Below are 17572 nucleotides of genomic sequence, written 5' to 3' on the forward strand. Positions count from 1 at the left end.
GGCCGGCGCGCGTTTCACGGACGCATGCTCGCGCGCTACGTGAGCAGATAGTCGTCCTTCAACCCCGTCTTGTGCAGCGAAGGCTGCGCGAGCAGATCGCGGGCTGCGTCTTCGATGGTGGCGGAGAGCGCATCGAGTGCGAGGTCGTTGTCGTCGGTGCCGAAGGGCTCTTCGATCTGCGATGCGATCGCATCGAGCGCCATGAACGTGTACGCGACGAACACCGAGAAAATCGGCGTAAATGCGCCGACGCTCTCTACGAGCCCGAACGGCAGCGCCGCGCAGAAGAAGTACACGGTGCGGTGGATCATCACCGAATACGCGAACGGCAGGGGCGTCGACACGATCCGCTCGCAGCCGCCGATCACATCCGATAGTCCGTTGAGGTTGCGGTCGATCGCGTGAACCGTCCACGCGTCGAGCTTGCCGTCGCGCGCCTGACGCTGCACCCATTCGCCGAGCCAGAGCAAGATCGTTGCGGGGCGGTAGCGCGACATCATGACGCGTTCGAAGAGCGCTTGGTCGAGCCTCGCCGACAGATCCTGCGACGGATCGGTGCCTCTTAGCTGATGACGCAGCGCATGCGCAAACGCGCCCAGCACCTGCACGAATTCCTGCGTGTCGCTCGCGGAGATCTGTGCGGACGGCAGCGTCAGCACCTGACGCGTCAGCGAGCGCGTCTCGTTGAGCAATTGTCCCCAGAGCTTGCGCGCTTCCCAATAGCGGTCATAGCTCGCGCTGTTCCGAAAGCCGAGAAAGATCGCGAGCGCAATGCCGATCAGCGAGAACGGCGTGGTGCTCACGTTCACGTCGATGCGCAGCACGTGAACATGCACGGCGAGTGCGACAATCGAGATCAGCAGAATGAGGCCGAGGCGCGGCAGCAGTTCGGGCAGGACGGAGCCGCGCCACGCGAGCAGCATGCGGAACCAGTGGAGTTGCGGGCGGATGATCATGACGATGGGAGTCCTGTGCGAGCAATTGCATCGTGATGGTATCCAATGGTGCCGGCCTTTGCTCTGCGCGGAGGCGCTCATCAAAAACGAAAAAGGCGAATCCTCGCAAGAGAATCCGCCTTTTGGCGCACAGCAGAGAGCAGGCAAAAGCCGCGATCAGTCCATCGCCGCCCGCGCAGCCGCAATCGCCGCGCGCACCTGATCCGGCGCAGTGCCGCCAGGATGATTGCGGCTCGCCACCGAGCCTTCCAGCGTCAGATAGCCGAACACATCGTCGCCGAGCAGCGACGCGACGTTCGGCAACTCGGCCTTCATTTCATCGAGTGAAAGATCGGCCAGATCGCAGCCGCGCTGATCGCAGATGCGGACAGCGTGCGCCACCGCTTCGTGCGCATCGCGGAACGGCAGACCGCGCTTGACGAGATAGTCGGCGAGATCGGTCGCCGTCGAAAAGCCTTGCAGCGCAGCGGAGCGCATCGCGTCGGGCTTGACCGTGATGCCCGCGACCATCTCGGCGAAGATGCGCAGCGTATCGGCGACGGTATCGACGGTATCGAACAGCGGCTCCTTGTCTTCCTGGTTGTCCTTGTTGTACGCGAGCGGCTGGCCTTTCATCAACGTGAGCAGCGCCATCAGATGGCCGTTCACGCGCCCGGTCTTGCCGCGCGCGAGTTCGGGCACATCCGGATTCTTCTTCTGCGGCATGATCGACGAGCCGGTGCAGAAGCGATCGGCGATATCGATGAAGCCAACGCGCGGGCTCATCCACAGCACGAGTTCTTCCGAGAAGCGCGATACGTGCGTCATCACGAGCGCCGACGCGGCCGTGAATTCGATCGCGAAGTCGCGGTCGGACACGGCGTCGAGCGAGTTCGCGCAAATGCCGTCGAAGCCGAGCGTCTTCGCGACGGCATGACGGTCGATCGGATAGCTGGTGCCCGCGAGCGCCGCCGCGCCGAGCGGCAGACGGTTCACGCGCGCGCGGCAATCGCGCATGCGCTCGGCGTCGCGCGAGAACATCTCGACGTAAGCGAGCAGGTGATGGCCGAACGTGACCGGCTGCGCGACCTGCAAGTGCGTGAAGCCCGGCATGATCGTGGCGGCGTTCTTGTCCGCGAGGTCCAGCAGCGCGACGCGCAGGTCCTTCAGCAGATCGCCGATGCGGTCGATTTCGCCGCGCAGCCACAGGCGGATATCGGTTGCGACCTGGTCGTTGCGCGAGCGGCCCGTGTGCAGACGCTTGCCCGCATCGCCGATCAACGCTGTGAGGCGCGCTTCGATGTTCAGGTGCACGTCTTCGAGATCGAGTTGCCATTCGAACTCGCCGCGCTCGATTTCACCCTTGATCTGCGCCATGCCGCGCTGGATCGCCGCGAGGTCGTCGGCGCTGATGATCTTTTGCGCGGCCAGCATCGACGCGTGCGCGAGCGAGCCTTCGATGTCGACGAACGCGAGACGCTTGTCGAAGAAAACCGACGACGTATAGCGCTTGACGAGTTCCGACATCGGCTCGGAGAAGCGAGCCGACCAGGCTTCGCCTTTTTTATGCAGTTGGGACGTCATGGTGATGGGCAGTTTGCGAGGTGAAGACGCGGACGGCGCGGCATCGCTGCGCCGCCTCGGGGAGAGATCGATTTTAACACCCGCCGCGCGGCGAACCTTGCGGCGCGGCGGGAAGTCCGGATTGGGCGGACGACGCGGATATCATTCTTCGCGCACGAGCACGACGAGCTTCAGGTCTTCGCGGTGCGCGGGCTTGAACGTGATCTGGTTGTAGACAACATGGCCGTCGCGCGGATGGTTGAACCGGCGCTGTCCGCCTTCGCGCTCGTTGACGTCCTGCGACGCCCAGAAGCGCGCGAACGCATCGCTCGCGGCCGACAGCGAATCGATCAGCGAGCGCGTGGGCGCGTCGTTTTGATGGCGGATCGAATCGGCGCGATATTCGGCGGCGAGGCGCCGCGCGCGGATTTCCCAGTCGACGATCAGGCTGCGCGCATCCGGCGACAGGAACGTGTAGCGCAGCAGGTTGCGGTCATGTTCGCCGTCGAGCCAGCCGACGAACAGATCGGCTGCCGGCGCGTTCCACGCGAGCGCCGTGAACTGGCGGTCGAGCACGTACGCGGGCGCGTTCACGAGCTGGACGGTCTTGAGCAGCATCGCGGGGGTATCGGCGGCGGCCGGGTCGGGCTCGGCGGGGTCGCGCTGGGCGGCCAGTTCGAACAGATATGCGCGCTCGGCCCGCGACAGCTGCAACGCGACGGCGATGCGCGCGAGCGCATCGGCGGACGCGGACACGGGCCGTCCCTGTTCGATCCACGTGTACCAGGTGGGGCTCACGCCGCACAGCTGGGCGACTTCCTCGCGGCGCAGGCCGGGCGTGCGGCGGCGCGGTCCGGGCGGCAGGCCGACGGCTTGCGGCGACAGGCGCTCGCGATGCGCGCGGATGAACTCGCCTAGCGCGCGGGCAGGCGATGCATCGAGGGGCGGGGCGGAATCGGCGGAAGAGGGCGTGGTCATGTCGCGGACTGCGGTGGCTGGTAATCTCGATACCAGAATAATTGCTTGACTTGTACCGGTACAGGACGGGCTCTATTGTAGCGACTGGAACGGAGCGTGCGAACACGCGCGTTCGAGTGCGCGAACATGAGGCTCACAGGCAACCCTCAATGGGCCGCAACCATTTGCATGGGACCGGGGCAAGGCGCCGAAGCGTCAACTACGGTCGATAACTTTGTATGGGACGGGAATAGGGCGCAAAAGCGCCAACTCCGGTCGACAACTTTGTATGGGACCGGAGTAAGGCGCTAAAGCGCCAACTCCGGTCGACAGGAGCACACGATGAAGCATCACGATCAGGTGGCCGACGCGTTCGGCTCGACAGCGGCCGCGTATCTGACGAGCCAGGTGCACGCGACGGGGGCGGACTTGCAGGCGCTGGCGTCGGCCGTCGCCGGGACGCCGGGCGCGGCCGTGCTCGACATGGGGTGTGGGGCGGGGCACGCGAGTTTTGCCGTTGCGCCGCACGCAGGGTCCGTCGTCGCGTACGACATCGCGCCGCAGATGCTGGCCACCGTCGACGCCGCCGCGCAGGAGCGCGGGCTGTCGAACATCCGGACCTCGCAGGGCGCGGCCGAGAAGCTGCCGTTCGCCGATGCTTCGTTCGACTGGGTGATCAGCCGGATGAGCGCGCATCACTGGCACGACGTGCCGCTGGCGCTCGCCGAAGTGCGGCGGGTGTTGAAGCGAGGCGGACGTGTGCTGTTCATCGACATTGCCGGGAGCGATCATCCGTTGCTCGATACGCATCTTCAGGCAGTCGAAGTTCTGCGTGACGCTTCGCATATCCGCGACTATCGCGTTGACGAGTGGCTCGCGTTTTTCGCCGCCACCGGATTTTCCGCGGTCGTACGCGAGCGGTGGCGCCTGCCGATCGAGTTCGCTTCGTGGGTTGCGCGGATGAGGACGCCTGAGGCGCGTGTCGCCGCGATCCGCTCTGTCTGGGCTTCAGCGCCGGATGAAGTCCTCGAATACTTCGATGTGCAGGATGATGGGTCGTTCAAGCTTGATGCGTTGATGATCGAGGGGCATTAAGTTCTATCTCGCAGACAAAAAAAAAGGCGGCGGCCCAAAAAGACCCGCCGCCCGCAGGGCAAAAAAAAAGCAATTAACCCGTATTCCTCAACCCAGCCGCAATCCCGTTGATCGTCAAATGAATCCCGCGTCGAACGCGCAGGTTCGTATCCCCGCCGCGGTGCCGCTTCAACAGTTCCACTTGCAGGTGATTCAGCGGATCGAGATAAGGGAACCGGTTCTTGATCGAGCGCGCGAGCAACGGATTATCGGAAAGCCGTTCCTTCCTGCCCGTGATCTCGGAGAGCGCGTTCGACGTCCGCTCCCACTCGGCGACGATGCGCTCGAACACATGCTTGCGCAGCTTCTTGTCCGTGACGAGCGCGGCATAGCGCGACGCCACCGCGAGGTCCGTCTTTGCGAGCACCATGTCCATGTTAGACAGCAGATTCGAGAAGAACGGCCACGTCTTGTGCATCTTGCGCAGCAGATTCAGCCGGCGCTCACGCTCCACATTCGAGTCCGACGCGTCGAGCCATCCCGCCACGGCGCTCCCGAAGCCATACCAGCCTGTCAGCAGCAACCGGCACTGGCCCCATGAAAAGCCCCACGGAATCGCGCGCAGATCCTCGATCTTGCGTTGCTTCGGGTCCTGCAGCTTGCGCGACGCCGGCCGGCTGCCGATGTTTAGCTCGGCGATCTCCGCGATCGGCGTCGACGAGAAGAAGTAGTCGGTGAAGCCCGGCGTTTCATAGACGAGCGCGCGGTACGACGCCATCGCCGCGTCGGAGAGCGTCTGCATCGTCTCCTCGAAGTCGGGCAGCTGCGCGGGCGCATTGCCGTGCGGCAGCAGCGAGGCTTCGAGCGTCGCGGCGACGACCGTCTCCAGATTGCGCCGGCCGATCTCCGGGTTGCCGAACTTGCTCGCGATCACTTCGCCCTGTTCCGTCAAGCGGATCTGGCCGTCGACGGTGCCGGGCGGCTGCGACAGGATCGCCTGATACGTCGGGCCGCCGCCGCGGCCGACCGTGCCGCCGCGGCCATGGAACAGACGCATCGTGATGTTGCGCTCGTTGAAGAGCGACACGAGCGCGAGCTCCGCGCGATACAGCTCCCAGTTCGACGTCAGGAAGCCGCCGTCCTTGTTGCTGTCCGAATAGCCGAGCATCACTTCCTGCTCTTTGCCCTGGTTCTCGATGATGGCATCGATGCCCGGCAGCGCGAGCAGGTCGCGCATGATGTGCGGCGCGTTGCGCAAGTCGGGAATCGTCTCGAAGAGCGGGATCACCATCAGGCCGGCGCGCGCCGGATCGACGGGGTTGCCGAGCGAGCCTTGCAGCAGTCCTGCTTCCTTTTGCAGCAGCATCACTTCGACGAGATCGCTCACCGTCTCCGTGTGCGAAATGATGTAGTTGCGTACCGCGCGCGCGCCGAACTTCTCGCGCGTCACGCGCGCCTGCTCGAGCACGCCGAGTTCGCTCTTCACGAGATCCGAGTATTCGACATACGGCGAGCGCAACAGGCGCGGCTGCGACAGCTCCGCGAGCAGCACGCGCAGCTTGTCCGCTTCGGGCAGCGCCGCGTAATCGCTTTCGACGCCCCCGCGGCGCAGCAACTCGGCAATCACCGCTTCGTGAATGTCCGAGCTTTGGCGCAGATCGATGCTCGCGAGGTGGAAGCCGAACACTTCGGCCGCGCGCGTCAGCGGCGACAAGCGCGGCGTCGCGAGCGACGCGCCGTGATGCTCGGCGAGCGACTCGATCAGCACATGCAGATCGCGCACGAACTCCGACGCGTCGCCATACGGGATCGCGCGAATCTTCGGCACGCCGGGGCCCGCGCTGCGCACGGGCACGACGCCTTCGCCGAGGCGCACGCGCGCGCTCGCGGCAAGGCGCGTGTAGATGCCGATCAGCGCGCGCCGGTACGGCTCGTCGGTGCGGTGCGGCGAGTGGTCGGGCGAGGCGTCCGCGAGCGCCTTCACGCCTTCGCTTGCGCCTGCCAGCAGATTCGACACCGACAGCTCCGCCCCGAGCTTGTGCACCTGCTCCAGATAGTGCTCGAAGATCACCGCGGCCTGGCGCGTGATCGCGTTTTCGAGGGTTTCGCCCGTGACGTTCGGATTGCCGTCGCGATCGCCGCCGATCCAGCTGCCCATCTGGAAGAAGGACGGCAGGCGCGCGTCGAGGCCGTGCTCGACCAGCGCTTCTTCGATATCGGCGTAAAGCGCGGGAATTTCTTCGAGGAACGTCGCGCGGTAGTACGACAGCGCGTTCTCGATTTCATCGGCGACGGTCAGGCGCGAATCGCGCAGCATGCGCGTCTGCCACAGCGACGTCACGCGCGCGCGCAGCAGCGAGTCGTTCTGCAGGCGCTCTCGCGCCGTCAGCGGCTGGTCGCGCTCGGCGAGCAGTCGCGCGATGTCGTGCTGCGCGTCGAGGATGCTCTTGCGCTGCACTTCCGTCGGGTGCGCCGTCAGCACGGGGACGATCAGCGCGTCGTTGAAGAACTGCTGCAAAACGGGCGTCGCGGCCGCGTTCGCTTCGACGAGACGGTCGAGCGCGTGCGCGACCGTACCCGGCTGCGACGTCGAGCCGGCCAGATCGTGAATGCGGTGCCGGCGGTTGCGATGACGGTCTTCGGCAATGTTCGCGAGATGCGAGAAGTAGCTGAACGCGCGCACGACGCTCACCGTCTGTTCGGGCGACAGCGCGCGCAGTTTCTTTTCGAGCGTCTGCGCGGCGACGCTGTCGTCCTCGCGGCGAAAGCGCACCGCGTGCTGGCGAATCGTCTCGACCACGTCGAACACCTCGTCGCCTTCCTGCTCGCGCACCACGTCGCCGAGCAGCCGCCCCAGATAGCGGATGTCCTCGAAGAGCGGCTGGTCCTTGTCCTCGCGCGTGCGGGCGTTGTCTTTCAACGGCGCGGCCTCCTGCTTGCTCGCGCTGTTGTTCTTGATTCGTTTCGACAGGCTGTTGGCGGCCGCTTTGGACGACTTGATCTTCGTGGATTTGCCGGTTTTGCCGGAATCGAGGGCTTGTGTTGCTTTCAGGGCCTTGGCGGCCTTGACAGCCTTGACGGCGGGAGCAGCCGATGCGGTGTTTGCAGCGTCGGGCGAGGCAGTGTTGCGGCGGGCAGGGCGCGCCGATCCGGAAGACGTCACGATGTTTCCTCAGGAAAACCAGGGTCTAAAGAATGTGGACTGCAACTTCGGTTACTGCGGGGAACTGCGCTAAAAGCCTGTCAACGATGCGGCGCGCGATGGAGGAAGGGCCAGTTGCGCGTGCTGCGCTGCATTAGATGATCGCGCATGCGGCGCATCGACGCGCGAACGACCGTGCTCGGGCTTCTGGCGGCCACGCAAGTCACGAATCGATACGGCTCATCGAGCAGTCCGCGCCGACACCGTGCGCGGACCCGTCTCCTCCATCGAACTGCTTCGGCATGGCCGTGCGGCCAGCGAGAGGTTGCCGAAGCGCGTGCTAACATTGTTTGTTATCACATCCCGTCGTTCAATGACTCAAACAATGAATTCCGAGACGCTTGCGCTCACGCCGCCCACTACGCTTGTCATCGCGTCGCGGGAAAGCCGCCTGGCAATGTGGCAGGCGGAGCACGTGCGGTGTGCGCTGCACAAATTATATCCATCTTGTGACGTAAAAATCCTCGGAATGACGACACGCGGCGATCAGATTCTCGATCGCACGCTGTCGAAGGTCGGCGGCAAGGGTCTGTTCGTGAAGGAACTGGAGAACGCGCTCGCCGACGGCCGCGCCGATCTCGCCGTTCATTCGCTGAAAGACGTGCCGATGGAACTGCCCGAAGGCTTCGCGCTGTCCACCATCATGGAGCGCGAAGACCCGCGCGATGCTTTCGTCTCGAACCAGTACGACACGCTTGCCGCGCTGCCGCCCGGCAGCGTGGTCGGCACGTCGAGCCTGCGCCGCGAAGCGATGCTCCGTACGCGCTATCCGGAGCTCGTCGTGAAGTCGTTGCGCGGCAATCTCGATACGCGCCTCGCCAAGCTCGATCGCGGCGACTACGCGGCCATCATTCTTGCCGCCGCTGGTCTGAAGCGCCTCGGTCTCGCCGGGCGCATCCGTTCGCTGCTCGATCCCGCCGACAGTCTGCCCGCCGCGGGTCAGGGCGCGCTCGGCATCGAGATTCGCGCGGACCGCGCGGACCTCGCCGCGTGGCTCGCGCCGCTGCATCACGAGCACACGGCCGCCGCCGTCGAAGCGGAACGCATGGTGTCGCGGGCGCTCGGCGGCAGCTGCGAAGTGCCGCTCGCGGCTTACGCGACATGGCACGACGGCGCGCTGCATCTGCGCGGCATCGTTGCGACGCCCGACGGCCAACGTGTGCTCTCCGCACAAGCCTCGGCGCCTGCGCCGACCACGGGCGCCGCGCTCGAACTCGGCCGCGAAGTCGCGAGCCAGCTCGAAGCGCAAGGCGCGATGGACATCGTCCGCGCGCTCAGCACGGCGAGCGGGCCGGCGGCTGGTCCGGCGAATGCCCCGTGATGGCGGCCGGCTCGAACCCGACATCCGCTGATTCCCCGTCGACGGACGGCGCAGGCCCGTCGCGCGGCCCGCACCTGAGCGTCGTGCTGACGAGACCGGCGGGACAGTCCAATGCGCTCGCCAAGGTGCTGCACGACGCGGGTGTCGCGACCGTCGAATTTCCGCTCATCGAGATCGCGCCCGCCGACGACGAAGGCCCGCTGCGTGCTGCGCTCGCGTCGCTCGACCGATACGCGCTCGTCGTGTTCGTATCCCCGAATGCCGTCGATTACGCGTTCGCGCGCCACGACGCGATCTGGCCGCATGCGCTGCCCGTCGGCGTCGTCGGTCCGGGCAGCGTCGCGGCGCTCGCGAAGCACGGCGTCGAAGCGCCCGCGTACACAGTGATCAGCCCGGGCGCCAGCGCCGACGACAACGACGGCGCGCGCTTCGACTCGGAAGCGCTGTATGCGGCGCTCGAAGCGTCGCTCGGCGAGAGCGCGTTCGAAGGCAAGCGCGTGTTGATCGTGCGCGGCGACGGCGGCCGCGAATGGCTCGCCGACCGTCTTCGCGAAGCGGGCGCCGAAGTCGAGACCGTCGCGGCTTACCGGCGGCTCGTGCCCGAGCCGTCGATCGGCGCATGGTCGCGCATTCATGCGCTGCTGTCGGGCGAATCGAAGACGCCGCACGCGTGGCTCGTCACGAGCTCCGAAGGCGTGCGCAATCTCGGCGAACTCGCGCACGACCATCTGACCGTCAGCGAGCAGGCGCAACTGAAGCGCGCGATGTTCGTCGCGCCCCATCCGCGCATCGCGGAAACCGCGCGGGGATTGGGTTTTGATAGCATTACGGTGTCCGGTGCGGGCGATGAACGTATCGCGCGCACGCTGTTGTCCCTCGCTGTTCCTTCCGAAGTTCAACCGGTCCAGTCCAACCCGGCACAAGAACGCATGACTGATACCAACGCATCCACGAACCCCACGCCCAACTCCGCGCCGCGGCCCGCCACCACGCTGCCGCCGAATCAGCCCTTTACGCCTTATGAAATGCAGCAGCCGAAACGCGGCAAGGGCACGGGTCTGCTCTGGGTCGTCGTCGCGCTGGTGCTCGCCGTGGCGATCGCGGGCGGCCTTGCGCTGAACCGCAGGATCATCAAGCTCGATCAGCAACTGTCGCATCGGCAGCAGGCCAATGACGCGTCGACGGCCGAGCTGCGCGTGAAGACGGAGCAGGCCGTCGCGACCGTGCAAGCCGCCAACGCGCAGATTGCGCAACTCGAAGGCAAGCTCGCCGATGCGCAGAACGCGCAACAGGCGCTGCAGCAGCAATACGCGGATCTCGCGCGCAACCGCGACGACTGGACGATGGCCGAAGTCGGCCAGATGCTGTCGAGCGCCAGCGAGCAATTGCAGCTGACGGGCAACACGCAGCTCGCGCTCTTCGCGCTGCAGAGCGCCGACACGCGCCTCGCCGCGTCGGACGGCGCGCAGGTGCTGGCCGTGCGCAAGGCGATCGCGCAAGACATCGACAAGCTTAAGTCCGCGCCTTCGACGGATCTGACGGGTCTCGCGATCAAGCTCGACAACGCGATCGACCAGATCGACCAGCTGCCGCTTTCCGGCGAGGCGCCCATCGCGCACGCGACGCCGCATGCGGCCGAGCCGAAGGACGTCGACCGCGTCGCGGCCGCGACGGGCGAGCCGAAGTGGAAAGCGTGGTGGAACCAGTTCGTGACGGGCATCGGCCAGCAGCTGACCAGTCTCGTGCAGGTGCGCCGTCTCGATCACGCCGATGCGATGCTCGTGTCGCCGGATCAGGGCTACTTCCTGCGCGAGAATCTGAAGCTGCGTCTGCTGTCGGCGCGACTGGCGCTGCTCGCGCGCAATCAGACCACGCTCAAGTCCGATCTTCAGGCCGCGGATGAGGCGCTCGCACGTTACTTCGACGCGTCGTCGAAGAAAGTGCAGAACGCGCGCGATCTCGTCAAGGAGGTCGACCAGGGCTCGGGGGCCGTCGAAGTGCCGAACCTGAATACGAGCCTGCAGGCCGTGCACCAATACCGGAACCGGGGTTAATCATGGCGCTGCGTGGACTTCTCTGGCTCGCATTCCTGTTCGCGATCGCCGTCGTGCTCGCGCTCGTCGGGCGCTTCGACACCGGCCAGGTGCTGCTCGTCTATCCGCCGTATCGCGTCGATATTTCACTGAATCTGTTCGTCGTCGGCCTCATCGTCGCGTTCATCGTGATGTATGTGCTGCTGCGCATCGTGCGCAACATCTGGGGCATGCCGCGGCGCGTGGCCGCGTACCGTGCGCGTCAGCGGGTCGCGAAGGCACATTCGGCGTTGCGCGACGCAATCGCGAATCTGTATGCGGGGCGCTTTTCGCGCGCCGAAAAGGCCGCGCGCGATTCGCTCGCGAATCCCGCCAACAAGGGCGCGGCAGGCCTGATCGCGGCGAACGCCGCGCACCGGATGCACGAATACGCGCGCCGCGACGAATATCTCGCGCAGATCGATGCCGCCGACTGGCAGGATGCACGTCTGATGGCGACGGCCGACATGCGCGCCGATGGCCGCGACGCCGATGGCGCGCTGCTCGCGCTCACCGAAATGCAGTCGCAGGGCGGCCGCCGCATTCACGCGCAGCAGATCGCGTTGCGCGCGCAGCAGCAGTTGAAGAACTGGGGCGAAGTGCTGAAGCTCGTGAAGACGCTTGAGAAGCGCGAGGCGATTCATCCCGCCGTGGCCGTGCGTCTGCGTCAGCTGGCGGCGGAAAACCTGTTGCGCGACCGCCGGCATAATGCCGACGCGCTGCTCGAACTGTGGCATTCGCTGACGCCGACCGAGCGCCATTCGCCGCGCCTCGCCGATCTCGCGGCCGAGCTGCTGGTCGCGCTGAACCGTCCGCAGGATGCGCGCAAGATCGTCGAGGACGCGCTCGCGCAAAACTGGGACGCACGCCTGTTGCGCCGCTATCCGGATACGACGGGCGGCGACGCACTGCCGTTGATCCAGAAGGCCGAAGGCTGGCGCAAGGAGCGCCCCGACGATGCCGACCTGCTGTTCACGCTGGGCCGTCTGTGCCTGCATCAGCAGTTGTGGGGCAAGGCGCAGTCGTTCCTCGAACAGGCGCTGAAGGAAGCCGACAACGAGACGCTCAAGATCCGCTCGCACCGCGCGCTCGCGCGTCTGCACGAGCAACTGGGCGATGCGTCGAAGGCGAGCGAGCACTATCGGGAGAGCGCGCTGGCGATGAATATCGTCTGATGCGCTGAACGGCTTGGGCCGCAAATGAAAAAACCTCGGCGACTGGATAGTCGCCGAGGTTTTTTTCTTGCTTGAAGCGGCGAGGGCGGTGCGCGCCTACTTGTTCACGAGCCGTGCCGGCACGCTGATCGCGAGCAGGCCGCCAAGAATCATGAACGCGGCGAGCATGTACATGCCCGAGTCGGTGGTGGAGGTGATCTGCTTGAGCCAGCCCACCGCATACGGGCTCAGGAAGCCCGCGAGATTGCCGATCGAATTGATCATCGCGATGCCCGCCGCCGCGCCCGTGCCCGCGAGGAAGGACGTCGGCAGACTCCAGAAGAGCGGCAGGGTCGTGATGATGCCCATCGTCGCGAGCGTGAGCGCGGCCATCGCGAGCGTCGTGTCGTGCGCCCAGACGACAGAGAGTACGAGGCCGAGCGCGCCCGCGAATCCAGGCAGCGCGACGTGCCAGCGGCGCTCGCTCGTGCGGTCGGCGCTGCGCGCGACGAGCACCATCGCGATCACGGCGGCGGCGAAGGGGATCGCCGAAAGCAGGCCGATCATGAACGCATCGGTGACGCCCGTCGACTTGATGATGGTCGGCAGCCAGAAGCTCACGCCGTACAGTCCCATCACGAACGAGAAGTAGATCAGGCTCATCAGCAGCACGCGCGGGCTCATCATCACCTTGCCGATCGAGTGATCCTCCTTCGTTGCCTCTTCAGCGGCGATATTGCGCTCGAGTAGTTCGCGCTCCTGGTCCGTCAGCCACTTTGCCTTTGAGATGCGGTCGTCGAGCACGACGAACACGAGGATGCCGACGATCACGGACGGTATGCCTTCGAGCAGGAACAGCCACTGCCAGCCATGCCAGCCGTTCGCGCCATTGAACGCCTTCAGGATGTAGCCCGAGATCGGCCCGCCGACGACGCCCGAAATCGCAATGGCCGTCATGAACCAGGTCGTCATGCGGCCGCGCCGGTGCGCCGGATACCAGTAGGTCAGATACAGGATGATGCCGGGGAAGAAGCCCGCTTCAGCGAGCCCGAGCAGAAAGCGCATCGCATAGAACATGGTGGGCGTGGTGACGAACATCGTCAGCATCGAGATGATGCCCCACGACACCATGATCCGCGCGATCCACACCCGCGCGCCGACGCGGTGCAGGATGATGTTGCTCGGCACCTCGAAGATGAAATAGCCGATGAAGAAGATGCCCGCACCGAAGCCATAGACGGCGTCGGAAAGGCCCAGGTCGGTGCTCATGCCGAGCTTCGCGAAGCCGACGTTCACGCGATCCAGATACGCGACGACATAGCTAAGCATCAGAAGCGGCGTCAGACGCCAGGCGACTTTCCTGTAGGTCGCCTCTTCGAAAGTGGAAGGCGGCGCGCCTGCGCCGGGATGGTGAAGCGGATTCGCAGGACTGGACACGCGTGTCTCCTATCGACCAGCGTTGGCGTTCCGCGCCTTACGCCGGTCCTATGTAAAGCTCGTTATTGTGGAAATGACGTACCGCCGTTCGCGATTCTAAACGTTCAACGCGCGCTGAAAAGACGCTTGACGTCGGGGAATACACTGACTTTTTAATGGCTAATGAGCGTCATGCAGTGCGGCGCACGCGGCGCGCACGCGCACTCGCGCCCGCGCATGGCAGGAACGTCCGGCGCGAAAACAACCTGCACGTACCGCTACACGCAGCGTCCGCCGTCCACTTCGAGACACACGCCCGTGATGAACTCCGCTTCGTCCGACGCGAGATAAAGCGCCGCATTCGCGATGTCCTGCGGCGTCGAGAAGCGGCCGAGCGGAATGCCCGCCAGAAACTTCTGCCGGTTCTCCGGTGTGTCCTCGACGCCCATGAACTCCGTCAGCAGTCCCGTCTCGCCGATCACCGGGTTCACGCAGTTCACTCGAATGCGGTCCGGCCCGAGCTCGACGGCAAGCGCCTTGCTCGCGACGATCACGGCGCCCTTGCTGCCGTTGTACCAGACGAGCCCAGGGCGCGGCCGCACGCCCGCCGTCGACGCGATATTGACGAACACGCCGCCGCCTCGCTCGCGGAAGTACGGGACGAATTCGCGCACGCTCCAGTAGATGCTCTTCACGTTGACGGCGTACACGCGGTCGAACTCGGCTTCCGTCACATCGAGCACCGGCTTGTTCCGATGCGTCGTGCCCGCGTTGTTGACGACGATCTGCACGCTGCCGAAGTCTTCGATGGCGGCGGCGCGCAACGCGCTCCAGTCGTCCGCGCGCGTGACGTCACCCGCGACGGCAATCGCCTTGCCGCCCGCCAGCGCGATCTCGCTCGCGACGCGCTCGGCCGCCGGGCCGTTCAGATCGTTGACGACGACGTTCGCGCCTTCGCGCGCATAGGTCTTGGCGATGCCTTCGCCAAAGCCCGAGCCGCCGCCTGTGACGATCGCCGTTTTACCTGTCAGCCGCATGATGTCTCCTCTGTCGATGGGAGTCAGGGCCGTGGCCCTTGCCCCCGTTCCATGAAAGATGGTTGCTGTTGTTGTGCGAATCGCCTGGGGTTGCGCGTCAGCCGTGTTTGATCGCGACGGTTTTCAGCACCGTAAAGCCGTACAGCGCTTCGAAGCCTTTCTCCCGGCCGTGGCCCGAATGCTTGACGCCGCCGAACGGCAGCTCGACGCCTCCGCCCGCGCCATAGTTGTTGATGAACACCTGTCCCGAGCGCACGCGTCTCGCGATGCGCAACTGGCGTGCGCCGTCGCGCGTCCAGATACCCGCGACCAGCCCGTACTGCGTGCCGTTGGCCAATGCGAGCGCTTCGCCTTCGTCGGCGAACGGCAGGGCGGCGAGCACCGGGCCGAACACTTCTTCGCGCGCGAGCCGATGCGTTGGCGGCACGTCGCGCAACAGGGTCGGCGCCTGATAGAAGCCGTCTTCCGGCGCTTCCGCGATCACTTCGCCATGCGCCGCCATCGGGATACTGTCGTGCTGCGCGTCCGACAGGAAGTCCCATACGCGGCGCTGCTGCTTCGCGCTGATCAGCGGACCGCAGTCGAGATCCGCGTGCGCCGGGCCGACGCGTAGCTCGCTGAACGCCGTCGCGAGCCTGTCGAGCAGCGGCTCGTAGATGCTCCGCTCGATCAGCACGCGGCTGCCCGCCGAGCAGGTCTGCCCGGCGTTCTGCACGATCGCGTTGACGAGCGTCGGCAGCGCGGCTTCGAGGTCGGCATCCGCGAAGACGATTTGCGGCGACTTGCCGCCCAGCTCAAGGGTGACAGGCACGTGGTTCTCGGCGGCCATCTGCGTGACGAGCTTGCCCGTTTCGGGCGAGCCGGTGAACGAGATGTGATCGATGCCCGGATGGCGCGCGAGCGCCGCGCCTGCTTCGTGTCCGTAGCCCGTGACGACGTTGAGCGCGCCCGCCGGCAGGCCCGCTTCGGCCGCGAGTTCGGCGACGCGCAGCACGGAGAGGCACGCGTCCTCGGCGGGCTTGACGACGCACGCGTTCCCCGCAGCAAGCGCCGCGCCCACGCTGCGCCCGAAGATCTGCATCGGATAGTTCCACGGCACGATGTGGCCAGTGACGCCGTGCGGCTCGCGGATCGTGAAGACGGTGTAGCCGTTCTGGTAGGGCAGCGTTTCGCCGTGCAGCTTGTCGGCGGCGCCCGCATAGAACTCGAAGTAGCGCGCGAGCGCGGCCGCGTCGCCGCGCGCCTGCTTGAGCGGCTTGCCCGTGTCGCGCGCTTCTATCTGCGCCAGTTCTTCGTGGCAGGCGGCGACGAGCATCGACAGCCGGTACAGCAGACGGCCGCGCTCGGCTGCGCTGGCGGCGCCCCATGCGCCGTCGTACGCGCGCCGCGCGGATTCGACGGCGGTATCGATGTCGGCGGCCGCGCCGCGCGCGAGCGTCGTGAACGGCTGGCCGTCCGAGGGATCGACGACGGGGATCGTCTCCCCGCCCGATGACGCGGCCCATTCGCCGCCGATGAAGTGTTTCGCTTCTTCCACACATGCTCCTTGCCTGAGGCGACAGAGGACGATCAACGAAAAAACGGGACAGCGGACGACGATTGCCTTGCGTTCGCATGACGGGCTAATGGAACCGTCGATAACGACTGGCAGCCCGCGCGATGCGCGGCGACTAAAGACGGATGCTTGCGCAACGGGCACTCGGCGAACGGGTGCCGCCAGTCGTAAGACGATTATCGCGCCGATCGCCGCGAGGGTGTCATTGGCCGATTGGCTATAATGGCGCATTCCGCAGTGTCCGGGTTGCGGCGCCGCGTTCCGTATCGCGAACGCAGCGCGCGCCGCGCGCCATCTTTCACATTTCATCCTGATCAGAGAGCGCCATGAGCTTCAATCACGTCCCCCCTGGTAAAGACCTCCCGCAAGACTTCAACGTCATCATCGAGATTCCGGCGCAAAGCGATCCGGTGAAGTACGAGGCCGACAAGGAACTGGGCATGCTCGTCGTCGATCGCTTCATCGGCACGGGCATGCGTTATCCCGCGAACTACGGCTTCATTCCGCAGACGCTGTCGGGCGACGGCGACCCCGTCGACGTGCTGGTGATCACGCCGTTCCCGCTGCTGGCGGGCTCCGTCGTGCGCGCACGCGCGCTCGGCATGCTGCAAATGACGGACGAATCGGGCGTCGACGCGAAGCTGATCGCCGTGCCGCACGACAAGATCTGCCCGATGACGGCGGACCTGAAGTCGATCGATGACGTGCCGCAATACCTGAAGGATCAGATCAAGCACTTCTTCGAGCAATACAAGGCGCTCGAGAAGGGCAAGTGGGTGAAGGTCGAAGGCTGGGCGGGCGTCGATGCCGCCCACAAGGAAATCAGCGAAGGCGTCGCGAACTACAAGAAGTAATCGGTACGCTGAAAGTCCGCTGGCAAAACGCTCCTTCGGGAGCGTTTTGTTTTTTGGGGCAGCGCCGCCGCGCCCTTACTGCCGGCGCACTGTCGCGAGCCGCGTGCCGGCGAACGGGTCATGGCGCCAGTCGACGGTCGGGTGTGCCGCCGGTTTGGACCGCGTGGCGCGCTTCTCGACGGCGAAGTGCTCCATCGACTGACCGGCGCTGACGGCCTGGCTTAGCCACTGTGGCAGATTTCCTTTGCCGTCCCACGTATCGCCGGAAGCGCTGCGAAAGCGCGCCGATTTCTGCCGCGTGCGCTCTTCGGCCAATGCAGCCGCGAGGTCGGTGATCTTGATACCGACTTGCGCCATGCGGCGGCGCAGATACGCAATCATGCTGTCACGCTTACGCTCGTCCATTTGCTTTCCCCTTGAGGTTCCTGCCAG

General features: G+C 65.6%; 14 protein-coding genes. 6 read left to right on the top strand and 8 right to left on the bottom strand.

Features of this window, described 5'->3' with window-relative positions; translation table 11 throughout:
* Positions 1 to 35 precede the first annotated feature (35 nt).
* Positions 36 to 956: a bestrophin family protein gene (locus tag BN2476_RS12270; RefSeq protein WP_087734430.1), complete on the bottom strand. Its 921-nt coding sequence runs from the start codon at positions 954 to 956 to the stop codon at positions 36 to 38.
* Between BN2476_RS12270 and BN2476_RS45470 the strand changes: the two genes are divergently transcribed.
* Positions 949 to 1158: a hypothetical protein gene (locus BN2476_RS45470; RefSeq protein WP_143810953.1), complete on the top strand. Its 210-nt coding sequence runs from the start codon at positions 949 to 951 to the stop codon at positions 1156 to 1158. The two genes, BN2476_RS12270 and BN2476_RS45470, sit on opposite strands and share 8 nt — an antisense overlap.
* On the opposite strand, the gene argH is transcribed toward BN2476_RS45470, so the two are convergent.
* Both argH and BN2476_RS12280 read right to left on the bottom strand, forming a co-directional pair.
* On the bottom strand, positions 1113 to 2519 hold the full coding sequence (argH, locus tag BN2476_RS12275) for an argininosuccinate lyase (protein ID WP_087734431.1): 1407 nt from the start codon (positions 2517 to 2519) through the stop codon (positions 1113 to 1115). The genes BN2476_RS45470 and argH overlap by 46 nt on opposite strands.
* 141 nt (positions 2520 to 2660) lie before the next feature.
* Complete coding sequence (locus tag BN2476_RS12280; RefSeq protein ID WP_087734432.1) at positions 2661 to 3476, bottom strand: helix-turn-helix transcriptional regulator; 816 nt, start codon at positions 3474 to 3476, stop codon at positions 2661 to 2663.
* A gap of 321 nt (positions 3477 to 3797) precedes the next feature.
* Here BN2476_RS12280 and BN2476_RS12285 point away from each other — a divergent pair, with 321 nt between their 5' ends.
* Positions 3798 to 4550 (top strand): class I SAM-dependent methyltransferase, encoded by a 753-nt coding sequence (locus BN2476_RS12285; protein WP_087734433.1) that lies wholly within the window; start codon positions 3798 to 3800, stop codon positions 4548 to 4550.
* Between the two features lie 73 nt (positions 4551 to 4623).
* On the opposite strand, the gene ppc is transcribed toward BN2476_RS12285, so the two are convergent.
* The gene (ppc, locus tag BN2476_RS12290; RefSeq protein WP_087734434.1) at positions 4624 to 7692 is read right to left on the bottom strand and encodes a phosphoenolpyruvate carboxylase; all 3069 of its coding nucleotides are present in this window, start codon (positions 7690 to 7692) and stop codon (positions 4624 to 4626) included.
* Positions 7693 to 8056: 364 nt separating this feature from the next.
* Between ppc and hemC the strand changes: the two genes are divergently transcribed.
* The 3 genes from hemC to BN2476_RS12305 are packed head-to-tail and all read left to right on the top strand — an operon-like array spanning position 8057 to position 12299.
* On the top strand, positions 8057 to 9052 hold the full coding sequence (hemC, locus tag BN2476_RS12295) for a hydroxymethylbilane synthase (protein ID WP_087734435.1): 996 nt from the start codon (positions 8057 to 8059) through the stop codon (positions 9050 to 9052).
* The gene (hemDX, locus tag BN2476_RS12300) at positions 9052 to 11106 is read left to right on the top strand and encodes a fused uroporphyrinogen-III synthase HemD/membrane protein HemX (protein ID WP_087734436.1); all 2055 of its coding nucleotides are present in this window, start codon (positions 9052 to 9054) and stop codon (positions 11104 to 11106) included. The genes hemC and hemDX overlap by 1 nt, the downstream gene beginning before the upstream one ends.
* Positions 11107 to 11108: 2 nt before the next feature.
* Positions 11109 to 12299, top strand: coding sequence for a heme biosynthesis protein HemY (locus BN2476_RS12305; protein ID WP_087734437.1), 1191 nt, complete (start codon positions 11109 to 11111; stop codon positions 12297 to 12299).
* A 96-nt stretch (positions 12300 to 12395) separates the two neighbouring features.
* On the opposite strand, the gene BN2476_RS12310 is transcribed toward BN2476_RS12305, so the two are convergent.
* The 3 genes from BN2476_RS12310 to BN2476_RS12320 form a co-directional block, all read right to left on the bottom strand.
* Entirely contained in the window at positions 12396 to 13715 is a 1320-nt protein-coding gene (locus BN2476_RS12310; RefSeq protein ID WP_087734438.1) for an MFS transporter, read from the bottom strand.
* Positions 13716 to 13972: 257 nt separating this feature from the next.
* Positions 13973 to 14731, bottom strand: a complete 759-nt coding sequence (locus BN2476_RS12315; RefSeq protein WP_087734439.1) for an SDR family oxidoreductase — start codon at positions 14729 to 14731, stop codon at positions 13973 to 13975.
* A gap of 97 nt (positions 14732 to 14828) precedes the next feature.
* Entirely contained in the window at positions 14829 to 16268 is a 1440-nt protein-coding gene (locus BN2476_RS12320; RefSeq protein WP_087734440.1) for an aldehyde dehydrogenase family protein, read from the bottom strand.
* 344 nt (positions 16269 to 16612) lie between these two features.
* On the opposite strand from BN2476_RS12320, the gene ppa reads away from it, so the two are divergent.
* On the top strand, positions 16613 to 17140 hold the full coding sequence (ppa, locus tag BN2476_RS12325) for an inorganic diphosphatase (RefSeq protein WP_087734441.1): 528 nt from the start codon (positions 16613 to 16615) through the stop codon (positions 17138 to 17140).
* A 75-nt stretch (positions 17141 to 17215) separates the two neighbouring features.
* Here the strand turns inward: ppa and BN2476_RS12330 are convergent, their stop codons facing one another.
* Positions 17216 to 17545: an H-NS family nucleoid-associated regulatory protein gene (locus BN2476_RS12330; RefSeq protein WP_087734442.1), complete on the bottom strand. Its 330-nt coding sequence runs from the start codon at positions 17543 to 17545 to the stop codon at positions 17216 to 17218.
* Between the last annotated feature and the right edge of the window lie 27 nt (positions 17546 to 17572).

The sequence above is a fragment of the Paraburkholderia piptadeniae genome (genome assembly GCF_900007165.1).
Taxonomy (GTDB): domain Bacteria; phylum Pseudomonadota; class Gammaproteobacteria; order Burkholderiales; family Burkholderiaceae; genus Paraburkholderia; species Paraburkholderia piptadeniae.

Coding starts and splice junctions, on each gene's coding strand:
- ppa (WP_087734441.1), top strand. CDS start 16,613: ATGAGCTTCAATCACGTCCCCCCTGGTAAAGACCTCCCGCAAGACTTC.
- BN2476_RS12315 (WP_087734439.1), bottom strand. CDS start 14,731: ATGCGGCTGACAGGTAAAACGGCGATCGTCACAGGCGGCGGCTCGGGC.
- hemDX (WP_087734436.1), top strand. CDS start 9,052: ATGGCGGCCGGCTCGAACCCGACATCCGCTGATTCCCCGTCGACGGAC.
- argH (WP_087734431.1), bottom strand. CDS start 2,519: ATGACGTCCCAACTGCATAAAAAAGGCGAAGCCTGGTCGGCTCGCTTC.
- hemC (WP_087734435.1), top strand. CDS start 8,057: ATGAATTCCGAGACGCTTGCGCTCACGCCGCCCACTACGCTTGTCATC.
- BN2476_RS12285 (WP_087734433.1), top strand. CDS start 3,798: ATGAAGCATCACGATCAGGTGGCCGACGCGTTCGGCTCGACAGCGGCC.
- BN2476_RS12330 (WP_087734442.1), bottom strand. CDS start 17,545: ATGGACGAGCGTAAGCGTGACAGCATGATTGCGTATCTGCGCCGCCGC.
- BN2476_RS12270 (WP_087734430.1), bottom strand. CDS start 956: ATGATCATCCGCCCGCAACTCCACTGGTTCCGCATGCTGCTCGCGTGG.
- BN2476_RS12305 (WP_087734437.1), top strand. CDS start 11,109: ATGGCGCTGCGTGGACTTCTCTGGCTCGCATTCCTGTTCGCGATCGCC.
- BN2476_RS12280 (WP_087734432.1), bottom strand. CDS start 3,476: ATGACCACGCCCTCTTCCGCCGATTCCGCCCCGCCCCTCGATGCATCG.
- BN2476_RS45470 (WP_143810953.1), top strand. CDS start 949: ATGATCATGACGATGGGAGTCCTGTGCGAGCAATTGCATCGTGATGGT.